Below are 14,256 nucleotides of genomic sequence, written 5' to 3' on the forward strand. Positions count from 1 at the left end.
GCGCGCCGCGCGTCAGCCGCGCGCGCTGGTCATCCACACGTGCGGGATGCCGTCCTCGTCGTGCACGTCCGAACTCGGCGTGAAGCCGAATGCCCCGTAGAAGCGCTGCAGGTGCGCCTGCGCATGCAGGCTCACCTGCGCATCCGGCCACTGCGCGCGGATGTGCCCGATCGCGCGAGAGAGCAGCGCGTTACCGAGGCCGGCGCCGCGAAACGCGGCGGTCGTCAGCACGCGGCCGATGCGCACGTCAGGGTGCTGCGCATCCGGCAGCAGCACGCGCAGGTAACCGGCGAGACGGCCCGCGGGATCGTATGCGGCCAGGTGCCACGCAGCCTGGTCCGCACCGTCGATGTCGCGATAGACGCAGTTCTGCTCGACGACGAACACGGCGCTGCGCGCGTCGAGGATCGAATAGACTTCGCGCGCCGTCAGCGCGTCGAAGAATTTCCAGTGCCAGTCGAGATCGTCGGCATGCAGGGATGCGGCGGGTGCGGAAGCATTCATGGTCGGTCCTGATTCGGGCGCGCCGGCCGGCGCGCGGCAACCGTCGATTATGCCTCGAAGCGCACGCGGCACGCGTGCCGCCCTTCCGCGCGCGAAAAAAAGGCCCCGCATTGCGCGGGGCCTGTCCGTCATGCCGGCATCTGGCCGAAGCGGCCGTTGTTGAAATCCTCGATCGCGGTCCGGATTTCCTCTTGCGAGTTCATCACGAACGGGCCGTAACCGACGACCGGCTCATCGATCGGCTCGCCGCTCAGGATCAGCAGCTTGGCGTCGCCGTTCGCTTCGATCTCGACGTCGCGGCCGTCGCGGCTCAACTGCACGAACTGCGCTTCACGGGCGACCGTCTCGCCGTTCACCAGCAGCGTACCGCTCAGCACGACCACCGCGAGCGTGCGCCCTTCGGCGATCGGGAACCGCGCACGGCCGCCGGCTGCGAGCCGCACGTCCCACACGTCGATCGGCGTGTGCGTGCGGGCCGGGCCGCGCCGGCCGTCGAATTCGCCCGCGATGATCCGCGCGCGACCTGCGCCGTCCGGCAGTTCGACCACCGGGATGTCCGCGTCCAGAATCGTCTGATAGCCGGGCGCACCCATCTTGTCGGCGGCGGGCAGGTTCACCCACAGCTGCACCATCTCGAGCGGGCCGCCCCGCTTCGTGAACGCTTCCGAGTGGAATTCCTCGTGCAGGATCCCGCTCGCGGCCGTCATCCACTGCACGTCGCCCGGGCCGATCACGCCGCCCGCACCGGTCGAGTCGCGGTGCGCGACTTCGCCGTCATAGACGATCGTCACCGTTTCGAACCCGCGGTGCGGGTGCTGGCCCACCCCGCGCGGTGCCGAAGCCGGCTCGAAGTTCGCGGGACCCGCGTAGTCGAGCAGCAGGAACGGGCTCAGGTGCGTCCCGTGAGACTGGTAGCTGAACATCGAACGCACCGGGAAACCGTCGCCGACCCAATGACCGCGCGGCGCACTGTACACACCCTGGATCTTCTTCATTTGCCTTCTCCGAATTGCGGCGAAACACGTGTTTCGCAACCTGAGTAGGAATATAGAGGTGGAACGATCGATCCGGTAGACTGCCAAAATCGCACTCAGCGTTCTATTTCATGAACGATAACGAACGGGATCTGAACGATCTCTATTACTTCGTGCAGGTGGTCGAGCACGGCGGCTTCGCACCGGCCGGGCGCGCGCTGAACATGCCGAAGTCGAAGCTGAGCCGCCGCATCGCGCTGCTCGAGGCGCGGCTCGGGATGCGGCTGATCCAGCGTTCGACGCGCCGTTTCACCGTCACCGACGTCGGCCAGACCTACTACGCGCATTGTCGCGCGATGCTCGTCGAGGCGGACGCCGCCGACGAGGCGATCGCGTTGCTGCACGAGGAGCCGCGCGGCATCGTGCGGGTCAGCTGCCCGGTCGTGCTGCTCGATTCGCTGGTCGGCACGATGATCGCCGCGTTCATGGTCGCGTGCCCGCGCGTCGAGATTCACCTGGAAGCGACCAACCGGCGCGTCGACGTGGTCGGCGAAGGGATCGACGTCGCGATCCGCGTGCGCCCGCCGCCGCTCGAGGACAGCGACCTCGCGCTGCGCGTGCTGGCCGAACGCGGCCAGTGCCTCGTCGCGAGCCCCGCGTTGCTGCGCGAGCGCGGCGTGCCGGCCGTCCCCGCCGACCTGACCCGCCTGCCGAGCCTCGACCACGGCGTGCCGCAGGCCACGCACGTGTGGCGGCTGCGCGGCCCCGACGGCGCGCAGGCGGAAATCCACCATCAGCCGCGGCTCGTCACGGGCGGCATGCTCGCGCTGCGCGCGGCCGCCGTCGCGGGGGTCGGCGTCGTGCAGCTGCCGACGATGATGGTGCGCGACGAAGTCGCGCGCGGCGAACTGACGACCGTGCTGCCGGACTGGGCGCCGCGCCGCGAGATCGTGCATGCGGTGTTCGCGTCGCGGCGCGGGCTGCTGCCCGCGGTGCGCGCGCTGCTCGATTTCCTGGCCGAGCGGTTCGCCGAACTCGAGCCCGATTGAGCGGCATCGCCACGGCGGTTACCCCGCGTTCGGCGTTTCGGCGTGTGCGTCGCGAACCGGACGCTGCAGACCGGCCGCGCGTGCCGTAGACTGCGGGACGCGCATCGCGCTTTTCACGCCGTTTTCACAACCCCGCTGTTCACAACCTCTTTTCGCCTTTCAGCCATGTTCACGCTGTCCACCGACCCTCACGCCTCCAAGGCCGAACTCTATGCGACGCTCGTCGAGCAGGCACGCGCGCTCGTCGAATCGGAACGCGACCTGACCGCGAACGCCGCGAACTTCTCCGCGCTCGTCTATCACTCGCTCGACCGCCTGAACTGGGCCGGCTTCTACTTCTTCGACGGTTCGGAACTCGTGGTCGGGCCGTTCCAGGGCAAGCCCGCGTGCGTGCGGATCGCGCTCGGGAAGGGCGTGTGCGGCACGGCTGCGCAGACCCGCGAGACACAGGTCGTGCGCGACGTGCATGCATTCCCCGGCCATATCGCCTGCGATGCCGCGTCGGAATCGGAAATCGTCGTGCCGCTGGTCGCTGCCGACGGCACGCTGATCGGTGTGTGGGACGTCGACAGCCCCGTCGCCGCGCGTTTCGACGACGAGGACCGCAACGGAATGGAAGCGCTGTGCCGCGTGTTCGTCGAACACGCGTGGCAGAAGGCGCGCGGTCGAGCCGCGTGACGCTGCCAGCGGCGGCTGCGGAGACCGCAGCCTGCTGATCGCGCCGCTTGGCCGCCAACGAAAACGGGCCCCGCTCATTCATGCGGGGCCCGTTTTCGTTGCGTCGCGGCGCGCGGCGCGCCGCGTGTCAGGCCGCGTGCGTGCCGGAAAGCGCCGCGAACGCCGGCGGCTTCACGTCGTCCGACAGGATCTCGAAGCCCTGCTCCGTCACGACGACCATGTGCTCCCACTGCGCGGACAGCGAATGATCCTTCGTGACGACCGTCCAGCCGTCCGCCAGCACGCGCGTATCGCGCTTGCCCGCATTCAGCATCGGCTCGATCGTGAAGATCATCCCCGGCCGCAGCGGCACGCCGGTGCCCGGGCGACCATAGTGCAGCACCTGCGGCTCGTCGTGGTACACGTCGCCGATCCCGTGCCCGCAGTACTCGCGGACCACGCTGAATCCCTCACGATGCGCGACCTGCTGGATCGCATAGCCGACGTCGCCGAGCGTCGCGCCGGGACGAACCGCGCGGATGCCCGCATGCATCGCCTCATAGGTCGTCGCGACGAGGCGCCGCGCGAGTTCGCCCGGCTCGCCGACGAAGTACATGCGGCTCGTGTCGCCGAACCAGCCGTCCTTGATCACCGCGATGTCGAGATTCACGATGTCGCCGTCGCGCATCGGCCGCGACGACGGAATGCCGTGACAGACCACGTGATTGACCGACGTGCACAGGGTTTTCGGATAACCGTGATAGCCGATGTTCGCCGGGATCGCGCCGAGCACGTCGACGATATATTCGCGGCAGCGCACGTCGAGCTCGTCGGTGGTGACGCCCGGTTTCACGTGTTCGGTGATCATCGTCAGCACCTGGGACGCGAGCTTCGCGGCCTCGCGCGACTTGGCGATTTCCGCGGCACCGCGGATCGGGATTTCGCGCCTCGCCATTACGCCACCTGCTCGATGCCGTGGGCGACGACCGATTCCGTGCCGCCGGCATCGCCGCCGCGCGCTTCGGTCTCGATCAGCAGCCGGCAGATATCGCCGTAGGACAGAGACGGATTGAGTTCCGCCAGCATCCCGACGCGCAGCCAGTGCTCCGCCTGCGCATTAATCGAACGGCTAAGCGCGGTACTGGTCGAACGCAGCCGTTCGTGCATGTGCTCGGATATCTTGATGATTCCCATATGTCTCTAATTAAACGAAATGTAGTCGTTTCGTATATTACGCTCACCCCGGTCGCCCGGCAAGCGCCCGGCTGCCGGCGAATCGCCGATCCGGGATCCCGTTGACATCGAATTCCAACTTGCTGGAAAATAAATCCATCATGAAAGAATCAATCGACGCCCCTGGCGACGACACCGGCATCAACGAACGCATCGCCCGGCGCGTGCGCGAGCTGCGCACGCTACGAGGCTACACGCTCGATGCGCTCGCCGCGCGTTCCGGCGTCAGCCGTTCGATGATCTCGCTCATCGAGCGCGCGTCGGCGAGCCCGACGGCCGTCGTGCTCGACAAGCTCGCGGCCGGTCTCGGCGTGTCGCTGGCCGGGCTGTTCGGCGGCGATCGCGACAACGCGCCCGCGCAACCGCTGGTGCGGCGCGCGCAGCAGGCGGAATGGCGCGATCCGGCGTCCGGTTACGTGCGGCGCAACCTGTCGCCCCCCGGCTGGCCGTCGCCGATCCAGCTCGTCGAGGTCGATTTCCCGCCCGGCGCGCGCGTCGCGTACGACTCCGGCGGGCGCGAAAGCGCGCTGCATCAACAAATATGGGTCATCCACGGGCGCGTCGACGTCACGTGCGGCGACCAGCTTCACGAACTTCACGAAGGCGACTGTCTGGCCATGCGCGTCGATCAGCCGCTGATTTTCAGCAACCCGTCGTCGCGCGTCGCGCGCTATGTCGTCGCGATCTGCGATGTCCCCGCCGCCGCCGGCGCGCGGAGTGTTTCATCCGTTCAAGGCCGACAGGCGCAGGAGCCCGCATGAATTCCCCGAAACCGCGCGAAGACGTGCGCCTGATCGATTGCAGCGAGGCCGAGCATGCCGCGGCCATCCTCGACATCCTGAACGACGCGATCGTGAATTCGACCGCGCTGTACGACTACCGGCCGCGCCCGCCGGAAGCGATGGTCACGTGGTTCGCGACGAAGCGCGCCGGCGGTTTTCCGGTCGTCGGCGCGGTGGATGAATCGGGCACGCTGGTCGGCTTCGCGAGCTGGGGCACGTTCCGCGCGTTCCCCGCGTTCAAGTACACGGTCGAACACAGCGTGTACGTCCACCGCGACCATCGCGGCCGCGGGCTCGGCGAACTGCTGCTGCGCGAGTTGATCCGGCGTGCGCGTGAAGCCGAAGTGCATGTGCTGGTCGGCTGCATCGATGCGACCAACGGCGGCAGCGTCGCGCTGCACACGCGCCTCGGCTTCGTGCACTCGGGCACGATCACCGAAGCGGGCTTCAAGTTCGGCCGCTGGCTCGATGCGGCGTTCTATCAGCTGAGGCTCGACACGCCGGCTCGGCCGGTCGATGGCTGATCGGCATCGCCGAATGTTTGGCACACGCATGATGACGCGGGCGGCCGCAGCCGCGGTCCGGAAAACGGCATCGACACCCCGTCGGATCTCGAATCGGAAATTCGCAAACAGGTTTTAGACGAACCGGCCGACGGCAACAATCCGAATCGCAGGACGATCATGCTGCCGATCCTGAACAGCAAGGGCCGGCATCTGCTCGCGATTTACGACTATGGCGGCAAGAGCACGTCGAAGTGCGAGCGGGTGACGCTGACGTATCCGGCGGAGTAGCCGCGCGGATCGAGCGCAGAAAAAAGAAAAGCCCCGCCGAAGCGGGGCTTTTCTTTTCTTGCTGGAGGCGCGAGCCGGAGTCGAACCGGCCTAAACGGCTTTGCAGGCCGCTGCATAACCGCTTTGCTATCGCGCCAAAATCGGACTGTCCGGATGCCGTTGAGGCAAGCGACAGATTTCTTATTCGAGGACCGTCGGTCCATCAAATAAAAAGGGAAGCGTGGCTTCCCCATGACTTGGAGCGGGAGACGAGTCTCGAACTCGCGACCTCAACCTTGGCAAGGTTGCGCTCTACCAACTGAGCTACTCCCGCATTGTCCTGCACCTGCAGCGCTTTGCCTTACAACACGCTGCCAGAAAAATCTGGAGCGGGAGACGAGTCTCGAACTCGCGACCTCAACCTTGGCAAGGTTGCGCTCTACCAACTGAGCTACTCCCGCATGTGTCCTGCATCTGCAGCGCTTTGCCGTACAACACGCTGCCAGAAAAAATCTGGAGCGGGAGACGAGTCTCGAACTCGCGACCTCAACCTTGGCAAGGTTGCGCTCTACCAACTGAGCTACTCCCGCGTATTGCTGCGCTACTGCTTCCCCGTCACACACTTACTTCGTCGTGCAGCGGAGAAGCGAGATTATGTCGAAGGCACATTCGTGTGTCAAGGGCTTTTCCAGCCCTTTTTCCAAAAAACTGCGAACCGACCGTGCAGGGGCCGGTCACGCACCGCCGCGCTCGCGAATCTGCGGCCATGCGAGCTTCATGTAGTACAGCATCGACCAGATCGTCAGCACCGCGGCGAGGTACATCAGCCACTCGCCCCACACGCGCGTGTCGATCGTCGCGATGCCGAGCGGCAGCGGGCCGTAGTACAGCAGCATCGGAATCGCGACCATCTGGCACGCGGTCTTGAACTTGCCGAGCTGGTTCACCGCGACGCTCTTCGACGCACCGATCTGTGCCATCCATTCGCGCAGCGCCGAAATCGCGATCTCGCGGCCGACGATCACGAGCGCGATCGCCGCGTCGACCCGCGAAATCTGCACGAGGATCAGCAGCGCGGCCGTCACCATCAGCTTGTCCGCGACCGGATCGAGGAACGCGCCGAACGACGACGTCTGGTTCCACTTGCGGGCGAGAAACCCGTCGAACCAGTCGGTCAGCGCGGCGAGGATGAAGATCGCCGCCGCCGCGAGGTTGCGGTGCGCGCCGCCCATCACCGTGTCCGGCAGATAGAACACGCCGACGACGAGCGGGATCAGCACGATCCGTACCCACGTCAGGAAAATCGGGAAATTGAACGGCATGGCATGCGGGTCAGTAAAGGATTCGCAATTGTGCCGTGTCGACCGGCCTGCCACAAGAACGCGAGATCGCGCTCAGGCGCGGCCGGTCGCACGGCCGGATCAGTGAAGCTGCTTGTAGATCTGCTCGGCGAGCGCGTGCGAGATGCCGTCGACGCTCGCCAGCTCCTCGACGCTCGCCGCGACGACACCGCGCAGCCCGCCGAACCGCGCAAGCAGCCGCTGCCGGCGTTTCGCACCGACCCCTTCGAGCTCCTCGAGCCGCGAGGTCTGGCGCGCCTTCGCCCGTTTCGCGCGCATCCCGGTGATCGCGAAGCGGTGCGCCTCGTCGCGGATCTGCGCGACGAGCATCAGCGCGGCGCTCTCCTTGCCGAGTTCGAGCGGCGTGCGGCCGTCCGCGAACACGAGCGTCTCGAGGCCGACCTTGCGCCCCTCGCCCTTCGCGACGCCGACCAGCATCGACGTATCGAGCCCGAGCTCGGTGAACACCTGGCGCGCGATCTCGACCTGCCCCTTGCCGCCGTCGATCAGCACGATGTTCGGCAGCAGGCTCGATGCCTCGGCCTGGCGCGTCGATTCGCCGTCGATGCCGGCCGCATCGTCGGCGGCCGCCGCCTGCGCGGCCTGCTCGACCATCTTCTCGTAGCGGCGCGTCAGCACCTGCCGCATGGCCGCGTAATCGTCGCCCGGCGTGATGCCGGTGATGTTGTAGCGACGGTACTCGCCCGACTGCATCTTGTGATGGTGATAGACGACGCACGACGCCTGCGTCGCCTCGCCCATCGTATGGCTGATGTCGAAACATTCGATCCGCAGCGTCGCGAGATCGTCGCTTTCGAAGCCGAGCGTTTCCGCGAGCGCGCGCGTGCGCGCCTGCTGCGAACCCTGCTCGGACAGCAGCCGCGCGAGCGCGATCTGCGCGTTCTGCTCGGCCATCGACAGCCACGCGCGCCGCTGCCCCTGCGGCTGCCGCACCAGCGAGACCTTGTGACCGGCCTGCTCGGACAGCAGCTCGAGCAGGTCGCGGCTCGCGGGCGCATGGCTCACGACCAGCACGGGCGGCACGCGATTGCCGAGATAGTGCTGCGCGATGAACGCATCGAGCACCTCGGCCTCCACCGACGCGCCCGCGTCACGCGCGGCGGCAGCGTCTTCCGCGGGCCGCTCGGGCAACGCCGCAGCGGTGTCGTCGGCAGCCTCCGCTGCCTCGCCCTCGGCCTCGTCGCCGAGCCCGCCTTCGGCCAGCGTCAGCGCACTTTCGACGTGCGCCGGGAAATAGGCCTTGTCGCCGAGATGCCGGCCGCCGCGCACCATCGCCAGGTTCACGCACACGCGTCCGCCCTGCGCGACCACCGCGAGGACGTCGACGTCGCTGTCGCTGCCGACCTCGATCGCCTGCTGGTGCAGCACCGTCGCGAGCGAGCTCATCTGGTTGCGCACGGCGGCTGCCTGCTCGAACTTCAGCTCGGCCGCGAACGCGTGCATCTTCTGCTCGAGTTCCTTCATCACTTCCGATTGCCGGCCGAGCAGGAAGCGCGCGGCGTTCGACACGTCGATCGCGTAGTCGTCCTCGGAAATCGCGCCGACGCACGGCGCCGTGCAGCGCCCGATCTGATGCAGCAGGCACGGCCGCGTGCGATTGTTGAAGACCGAATCCTCGCAGGTGCGCAACTGGAATACGCGCTGCAGGATCTGGATGCTCTCGCGCACGGCCCACGCGCTCGGGAACGGCCCGAAATACTGGTTCTGCTTGTCGACCGAGCCGCGGTAGTACGCCATGCGCGGAAAGCGGTGCGCGGTGAGCTTCAGGTACGGATACGACTTGTCGTCGCGAAACAGGATGTTGTAGCGCGGCGCGAGCGCCTTGATCAGGTTGTTCTCGAGCAGCAGCGCCTCCGCCTCCGAGCGCGTGACGGTCGTCTCGATGCGCGCGATGCGCGTGACCATCATCGCGATGCGCGGCGACAGCTGCGTCTTCGTGAAATAGCTCGAGACGCGCTTCTTCAGGTCGCGCGCCTTGCCGACGTAAAGCACGGCGCCCGCCGCATCGTAGTAGCGGTAGACGCCCGGCATGTGCGGCAGTTGCACGAGGATCTTCTTCGGTTCGAACGGGGTGTCGGCGGCTTCTGGGGATGTCATGCGCGATTCGGGTGCCTTGTGGCGCGGAACGGGTCCATTAGAATCGCCAGTTTAGAGCATTCACCGGTCCGCTTCGATGCCCCGCACCGCCCCCGCCTCCCCTGCCTCCGCTGCGCCGCTCGCGCCCGACGAACCGATCGCGTGCGACCTCTTCTGCACCGTGATCGACAACTTCGGCGACATCGGCGTGTGCTGGCGCCTCGCCCGCCAGCTCGCGCACGAGCACGGCTGGCAGGTGCGCCTGTTCATCGACGACCTGCGCACGTTCGCGCGGCTGCTGCCGGGGGTCGATCCCGATGCCGGGCGGCAGACGCTCGACGGTATCGTGATCGAGCACTGGCATGCGGAAGTCGGCGACGCACTGGAGATCGCCGACGTCGTGATCGAGGCCTTCGCGTGCGAGCTGCCCGGCGCCTATCTCGCCGCGATGGCGCGCCGCGCGCGCCGCCCGGTGTGGATCAATCTCGAATACCTGAGCGCCGAGGACTGGGTCGCCGATTTCCATTTGCGGCCGTCGCCGCATCCGCGCTATCCGCTGCTGAAGACGTTCTTCTTCCCGGGACTGTCGGCCGGCACGGGCGGCGTGCTGAAGGAACGCGACCTCGACGCGCGCCGCACCGCCTTCGAAGCCGACGCGGCGGCGCGCACCGCCTGGTGGCGGCATGCGACGGGCGACGCGCCACCGGCGCCGGGCACGACCGTCGTCAGCCTGTTCGCGTATGAGAATCCGGGCGTCGACGCGCTGCTCGCGCAGTGGCGCGACGGCGCGTCGCCCGTCGTCGCGCTCGTGCCCGCCGGCCGCGTGTCGCCGGCCGTCGCCCGCTTCTTCGGGGTCGAATCGTTCGGCGCCGGCGCGCGCGCAAGCCGCGGCAATCTGACCGCGTACGGGCTCGCGTTCGTCCCGCAGGCCGACTACGACCCGCTCCTGTGGGTGGCCGACGTCAACTTCGTGCGCGGCGAGGACTCGTTCGTCCGCGCGCAGTGGGCGCGCAAGCCGTTCGTATGGCACATCTACCCGCAGGCCGACGATGCGCACCTGCCGAAGCTCGACGCCGCGCTCGCGCACCTGTCGGCCGGCCTCGCCGACGCACCGCGCGCGGCACTCGGGCGCTTCTGGCATGCATGGAACGGCGCCGGCACGCCCGACTGGGCCGATTTGCTGCAACACCGTGCCGCACTGGATGCCAACGCGGCGTGCTGGGCCGACGCGCTGGCGAGCGTCGGCGATCTCGCCGGAAAGCTGGCGGAATACGTAAAATCTCAGTTAAAATAAGCGGTTATCCGACGGCTGACCACGCAAGCGCTCGCGTTTGGGGCTCTTGGCACCTACCGGAACGCACCGCCGCTTGCGCCGTCAGCCGTTGCGCAACGCTCAGGCACCTATTTATTTGATTGGATCAGGACAGTTTTTATGAAGACCGCACAGGAACTCCGCGTAGGCAACGTCGTGCAGATCGGCAGCGAAGCATGGGTCATCGCAAAGGCGGAATACAACAAGTCGGGCCGCAACTCCGCCGTCGTCAAGATGAAGATGAAGAACCTGCTGACGAACGCAGGCCAGGAATCGGTCTACAAGGCTGACGACAAGTTCGACGTCGTCGTGCTCGACCGCAAGGAAGTGACGTACTCGTACTTCGCCGATCCGATGTACGTGTTCATGGACGCCGACTACAACCAGTACGAAGTCGAAGCGGAAATGATGGGCGAAGCGCTGAACTACCTCGAAGACGGCATGGCGTGCGAAGTCGTGTTCTACAACGAGAAGGCGATCTCGGTCGAACTGCCGACGATCCTGGTTCGCGAGATCACCTACACGGAACCGGCCGTCAAGGGCGACACGTCGTCGGGCAAGGTGCTGAAGAACGCCAAGCTCGCAACGGGCTTCGAACTGCAAGTGCCGCTGTTCTGCAATACCGGCGACAAGATCGAAATCGATACGCGTACGAACGAATATCGCAGCCGCGCGTAATCGCCTGCGATTTCCGGATCGAACAAAGCGCCCTTCGGGGCGCTTTTTGTTTGTCTGGCGTCAACAGCAGCGGGCGTCGGCACCATGGACAGCACGAAATCCAGCATTAAAGGTATTCAATTTGTATCATCGGTAACTGTTTTATAGCGTGAAAGAAATAATGCACGTCAGGCGTTCAGCGGGGCATAAAATCAGTTTTTAATCTGACATGCGGCTGCGGCCGGCTCGATGGCCGACAGCCCGCCTCTCTTGACTCGACTCGCGTCCACCATGCCACACGCCCTGATTGTCGAAGACGATCCCAACAGTCTGTCCGGCCTGACCGCGCTGCTCGCCGCAGACGGCTTCTCGGTCGACACGGCCACGTCGCTCGCCGAGGCACGCACGGCGCTCGGCCGCTCGATTCCCGATGTCGTCCTGGTCGACCTGAACCTGCCGGACGGCAGCGGGTTCGACCTGCTCCAGCACCTGCCGCAGCAGCAACCGAACGGCTCGCTGCCGGTGATCGTGCTGACGGGCAACGCGACGGTCGAGAGCGCGATCGAAGGCCTGCGTCACGGCATCTGGGACTACCTGCTGAAGCCGATCAACATTCCGCGCCTGCGCAGCCTGCTGGCCCGGATTCCGCGCCCCTACGAACTGATCGACGAAGTGCGGACGCTGCGCGCGTCGCTGCGCCACCTCGGCCGCTTCGGCGCGCTGGTCGGCCGCAGCGAGGCGATGCAGCACGTGTACGACATGATCGAGCACAACGCGGGCACCGAAACGGCCGTGCTGTTCACCGGCGAAGCCGGCACCGGCAAGAAGCTGGCCGCGCGCACGCTGCACGACCTGAGCCGGCGCCGCAAAGGGCCGTTCGTGTCGTTCGACTGCCGCACGATCGCCCAGGCCGGACGCCACGGCGCGTCGCTCGACAGCGTGCTGTTCGGCCATGAGCGCGGCGCGTTCGACGGTGCCGAGCGGCGCGAGTCGGGCCTGTTCGAACAGGCCGGCGGCGGCACGCTGTTCCTCGACGAGATCACCGCACTGCCGCTCGTGCTGCAGGAGGCGCTGCTGCATGCGCTCGACTCGCAGAACTTCATGCGGATCGGCGGCACGAGCTCGATCGCGAGCGACTTCCGGCTGATCGCGACCACGCGCCGCCCGGCCCGCGAGGCGGTCGCGAACGGCATGCTGCGCGAGGATCTGTGGCTGCGTCTCGATGCGGCGTCGATCACGATGCCGCCGCTGCGCGAACGCGACGGCGATGTCCTCGCCATCGCGGACGCGCTGATCGACGACCTCAACCGCGAAGCGCGCAGCACCGGCCGCAGCACAACCGACAAGCGCGCAGCGCCGGGCTTCGTGCGCGAATGCGTGTCCTACGAATGGCCCGGCAACGTGCGCGAACTCCAGGAGCGCGTGCGCTTCGCCTATGACGCATCCGGCGATTTCATCGAAACGCTGCGCGCGGGCGAAGCAAGCTTCGCGGCCGGCGCCGCGCTGAACGGCAGCAGCGTGCAGATCAAGGTCGGCACCCCGCTGTCCGACGTCGAGGATCTGCTGATCCGCGCGACGCTCGACGCGGTCGGCGGCACGCGCCATCGCGCAGCGACGCTGCTCGGCATCAGCCCCAAGACGCTGTACAACAAGTTGCAGCGGATGAAGGTCAACTGACCGGGCGGCCGTTGTTCGGGGCGCCGGCCGGAGCTGACGGTTAGTTGCGCAAAGGCGTGTGGCCCCATGCTTCGCCGTCAAAGCAAAAAAGCCGCGCAAAGCGCGGCTTTTTTGCTTTCGGCAACGGAACAGGCGGCCTCGCGCCGCCCTTCCCGCTTACGCCAGTGCGCTGCTCAACAGCGCCTGCGCCTGCAGATACTCAGGCTGCGCGATCAGCTTGTCCCACTTGAGCGGCTTGCCGCGCGCCCGCATCCGCTTGATGCGCCGCACCGACTCGGCCGACGCCTGCGCCTTCAGGCCGTTCAGCACGACTTCGGCCGCATCCGGCTGGTTGCAGACGAGCACCATGTCGCAACCGGCGGCGAGCGCCGCGTCGGCCGCCTGCGTGAGCGTGCCGCCCTCGCGTGCTGCCTCCATCGACAGGTCGTCGCTGAAGATCGCGCCCGTGAAGCCGAGCTGCCCGCGCAGGATGTCCTGCAGCCACACGCGCGAGAAGCCGGCCGGCCGCTTGTCGACCTGCGTGTAGATCACGTGTGCGGGAATCACCGCGGTCAGCGCCAGGCCGAGCCAGTCGTACGGCGCAACGTCCTGCTTGAGGATCGCGTCGAGCGGCCGGTCGTCGGTCGGCAGCGCGACGTGCGAATCGGCTTCCGCGAAGCCGTGCCCCGGGAAATGCTTGCCGCAGTTCGCCATGCCCGCGAGCGACAGCCCATGGTTGAGGCTCTTCGCGAGCAGCGTGACGACGCGCGGGTCGCGATGGAACGCACGATCGCCGATCACCTTCGAGTGCCCGTAGTCGAGATCGAGCACCGGCGTGAAGCTCATGTCGATGCCGCATGCGCGCAGCTCGGACGCCAGGATGTAGCCGACCGCGGTCGCGACCTTCGTCGCGAGCAGCACGTCGCGGTCCCACAGTTCGCCGAGGCGGCGCATCGCCGGCAACACCGTGAAGCCGTCGGTGCGGAACCGCTGCACGCGGCCGCCTTCGTGATCGACGGCGATCAGGATGTCCTCGCGCACCGCGCGGATCGAGTCGGTCAGCGCGGTGAGCTGCGCACGGTTCTGGAAATGCCGCGCGAACAGGATCACGCCGCCGGTGTTCGGATGCGCAAGGCGCCGCGCATCGTCGCGCGACAGGGCCGTGCCGACGACGTCGAGCATGACCGGGCCGGGAGTCGTTTTCATCGAATCGGAAAGTCCG

The 14,256-nt window shown here is 67.0% G+C and carries 14 protein-coding genes and 4 tRNA genes; 7 read left to right on the plus strand and 11 right to left on the minus strand.

Annotated elements, in window-relative coordinates; genetic code table 11:
• Nucleotides 1–12: 12 nt before the first annotated feature.
• Both DID98_RS17135 and DID98_RS17140 read right to left on the minus strand, forming a co-directional pair.
• Nucleotides 13–504: a GNAT family N-acetyltransferase gene (locus DID98_RS17135; RefSeq protein WP_124487421.1), complete on the minus strand. Its 492-nt coding sequence runs from the start codon at nucleotides 502–504 to the stop codon at nucleotides 13–15.
• Nucleotides 505–632: 128 nt separating this feature from the next.
• Nucleotides 633–1,499, minus strand: a complete 867-nt coding sequence (locus DID98_RS17140; protein ID WP_124521359.1) for a pirin family protein — start codon at nucleotides 1,497–1,499, stop codon at nucleotides 633–635.
• Nucleotides 1,500–1,609: 110 nt separating this feature from the next.
• Here DID98_RS17140 and DID98_RS17145 point away from each other — a divergent pair, with 110 nt between their 5' ends.
• Nucleotides 1,610–2,527 (plus strand): LysR family transcriptional regulator, encoded by a 918-nt coding sequence (locus DID98_RS17145; protein WP_124571069.1) that lies wholly within the window; start codon nucleotides 1,610–1,612, stop codon nucleotides 2,525–2,527.
• Between the two features lie 165 nt (nucleotides 2,528–2,692).
• Complete coding sequence (locus DID98_RS17150; protein ID WP_124487423.1) at nucleotides 2,693–3,205, plus strand: GAF domain-containing protein; 513 nt, start codon at nucleotides 2,693–2,695, stop codon at nucleotides 3,203–3,205.
• Between the two features lie 127 nt (nucleotides 3,206–3,332).
• Here DID98_RS17150 and map read toward each other — a convergent pair whose 3' ends face one another.
• Together map and DID98_RS17160 are read right to left on the minus strand one after the other, a co-directional pair.
• Nucleotides 3,333–4,139 (minus strand): type I methionyl aminopeptidase, encoded by an 807-nt coding sequence (gene map, locus DID98_RS17155; RefSeq protein WP_044844753.1) that lies wholly within the window; start codon nucleotides 4,137–4,139, stop codon nucleotides 3,333–3,335.
• Entirely contained in the window at nucleotides 4,139–4,378 is a 240-nt protein-coding gene (locus DID98_RS17160) for a ParD-like family protein (protein ID WP_044844754.1), read from the minus strand. Before DID98_RS17160 ends, map begins: the two co-directional genes overlap by 1 nt.
• A 140-nt stretch (nucleotides 4,379–4,518) precedes the next feature.
• Here DID98_RS17160 and DID98_RS17165 point away from each other — a divergent pair, with 140 nt between their 5' ends.
• Nucleotides 4,519–5,178: a helix-turn-helix domain-containing protein gene (locus DID98_RS17165; protein ID WP_124571070.1), complete on the plus strand. Its 660-nt coding sequence runs from the start codon at nucleotides 4,519–4,521 to the stop codon at nucleotides 5,176–5,178.
• Entirely contained in the window at nucleotides 5,175–5,723 is a 549-nt protein-coding gene (locus DID98_RS17170) for a GNAT family N-acetyltransferase (RefSeq protein ID WP_044844756.1), read from the plus strand. The genes DID98_RS17165 and DID98_RS17170 overlap by 4 nt, the downstream gene beginning before the upstream one ends.
• A 332-nt stretch (nucleotides 5,724–6,055) precedes the next feature.
• Here the strand turns inward: DID98_RS17170 and DID98_RS17180 are convergent.
• The 6 genes from DID98_RS17180 to uvrC form a co-directional block, all read right to left on the minus strand.
• A tRNA-Cys gene (locus tag DID98_RS17180) sits at nucleotides 6,056–6,129 on the minus strand.
• A gap of 101 nt (nucleotides 6,130–6,230) precedes the next feature.
• Nucleotides 6,231–6,306: transfer RNA gene (locus DID98_RS17185), tRNA-Gly, on the minus strand.
• Between the two features lie 51 nt (nucleotides 6,307–6,357).
• A tRNA-Gly gene (locus DID98_RS17190) sits at nucleotides 6,358–6,433 on the minus strand.
• 53 nt (nucleotides 6,434–6,486) lie between these two features.
• Nucleotides 6,487–6,562: transfer RNA gene (locus tag DID98_RS17195), tRNA-Gly, on the minus strand.
• A gap of 144 nt (nucleotides 6,563–6,706) precedes the next feature.
• Nucleotides 6,707–7,294 (minus strand): CDP-diacylglycerol--glycerol-3-phosphate 3-phosphatidyltransferase, encoded by a 588-nt coding sequence (gene pgsA / locus DID98_RS17200; RefSeq protein ID WP_006757520.1) that lies wholly within the window; start codon nucleotides 7,292–7,294, stop codon nucleotides 6,707–6,709.
• A gap of 99 nt (nucleotides 7,295–7,393) precedes the next feature.
• Nucleotides 7,394–9,430, minus strand: a complete 2,037-nt coding sequence (gene uvrC, locus DID98_RS17205) for an excinuclease ABC subunit UvrC (RefSeq protein ID WP_124571071.1) — start codon at nucleotides 9,428–9,430, stop codon at nucleotides 7,394–7,396.
• A 76-nt stretch (nucleotides 9,431–9,506) separates the two neighbouring features.
• Here uvrC and earP point away from each other — a divergent pair, with 76 nt between their 5' ends.
• The 3 genes from earP to DID98_RS17220 all read left to right on the plus strand — a co-directional run bounded on the left by earP (nucleotide 9,507) and on the right by DID98_RS17220 (nucleotide 13,055).
• Nucleotides 9,507–10,703 carry an elongation factor P maturation arginine rhamnosyltransferase EarP gene (gene earP / locus DID98_RS17210; protein ID WP_124521370.1) on the plus strand — a complete coding sequence of 399 codons (1,197 nt, stop codon included), beginning with the start codon at nucleotides 9,507–9,509 and terminating at the stop codon, nucleotides 10,701–10,703.
• 138 nt (nucleotides 10,704–10,841) lie between these two features.
• Nucleotides 10,842–11,399 (plus strand): elongation factor P, encoded by a 558-nt coding sequence (gene efp / locus DID98_RS17215; RefSeq protein WP_044844759.1) that lies wholly within the window; start codon nucleotides 10,842–10,844, stop codon nucleotides 11,397–11,399.
• 270 nt (nucleotides 11,400–11,669) lie between these two features.
• Nucleotides 11,670–13,055 carry a sigma-54 dependent transcriptional regulator gene (locus DID98_RS17220; protein ID WP_124571072.1) on the plus strand — a complete coding sequence of 462 codons (1,386 nt, stop codon included), beginning with the start codon at nucleotides 11,670–11,672 and terminating at the stop codon, nucleotides 13,053–13,055.
• A 156-nt stretch (nucleotides 13,056–13,211) separates the two neighbouring features.
• Here DID98_RS17220 and nagZ read toward each other — a convergent pair whose 3' ends face one another.
• Nucleotides 13,212–14,240 (minus strand): beta-N-acetylhexosaminidase, encoded by a 1,029-nt coding sequence (gene nagZ / locus DID98_RS17225; RefSeq protein WP_124487450.1) that lies wholly within the window; start codon nucleotides 14,238–14,240, stop codon nucleotides 13,212–13,214.
• Between the last annotated feature and the right edge of the window lie 16 nt (nucleotides 14,241–14,256).

Origin of the sequence: Burkholderia sp. Bp8984 (genome assembly GCF_003853755.1) — a bacterium.
Classification (GTDB): domain Bacteria; phylum Pseudomonadota; class Gammaproteobacteria; order Burkholderiales; family Burkholderiaceae; genus Burkholderia.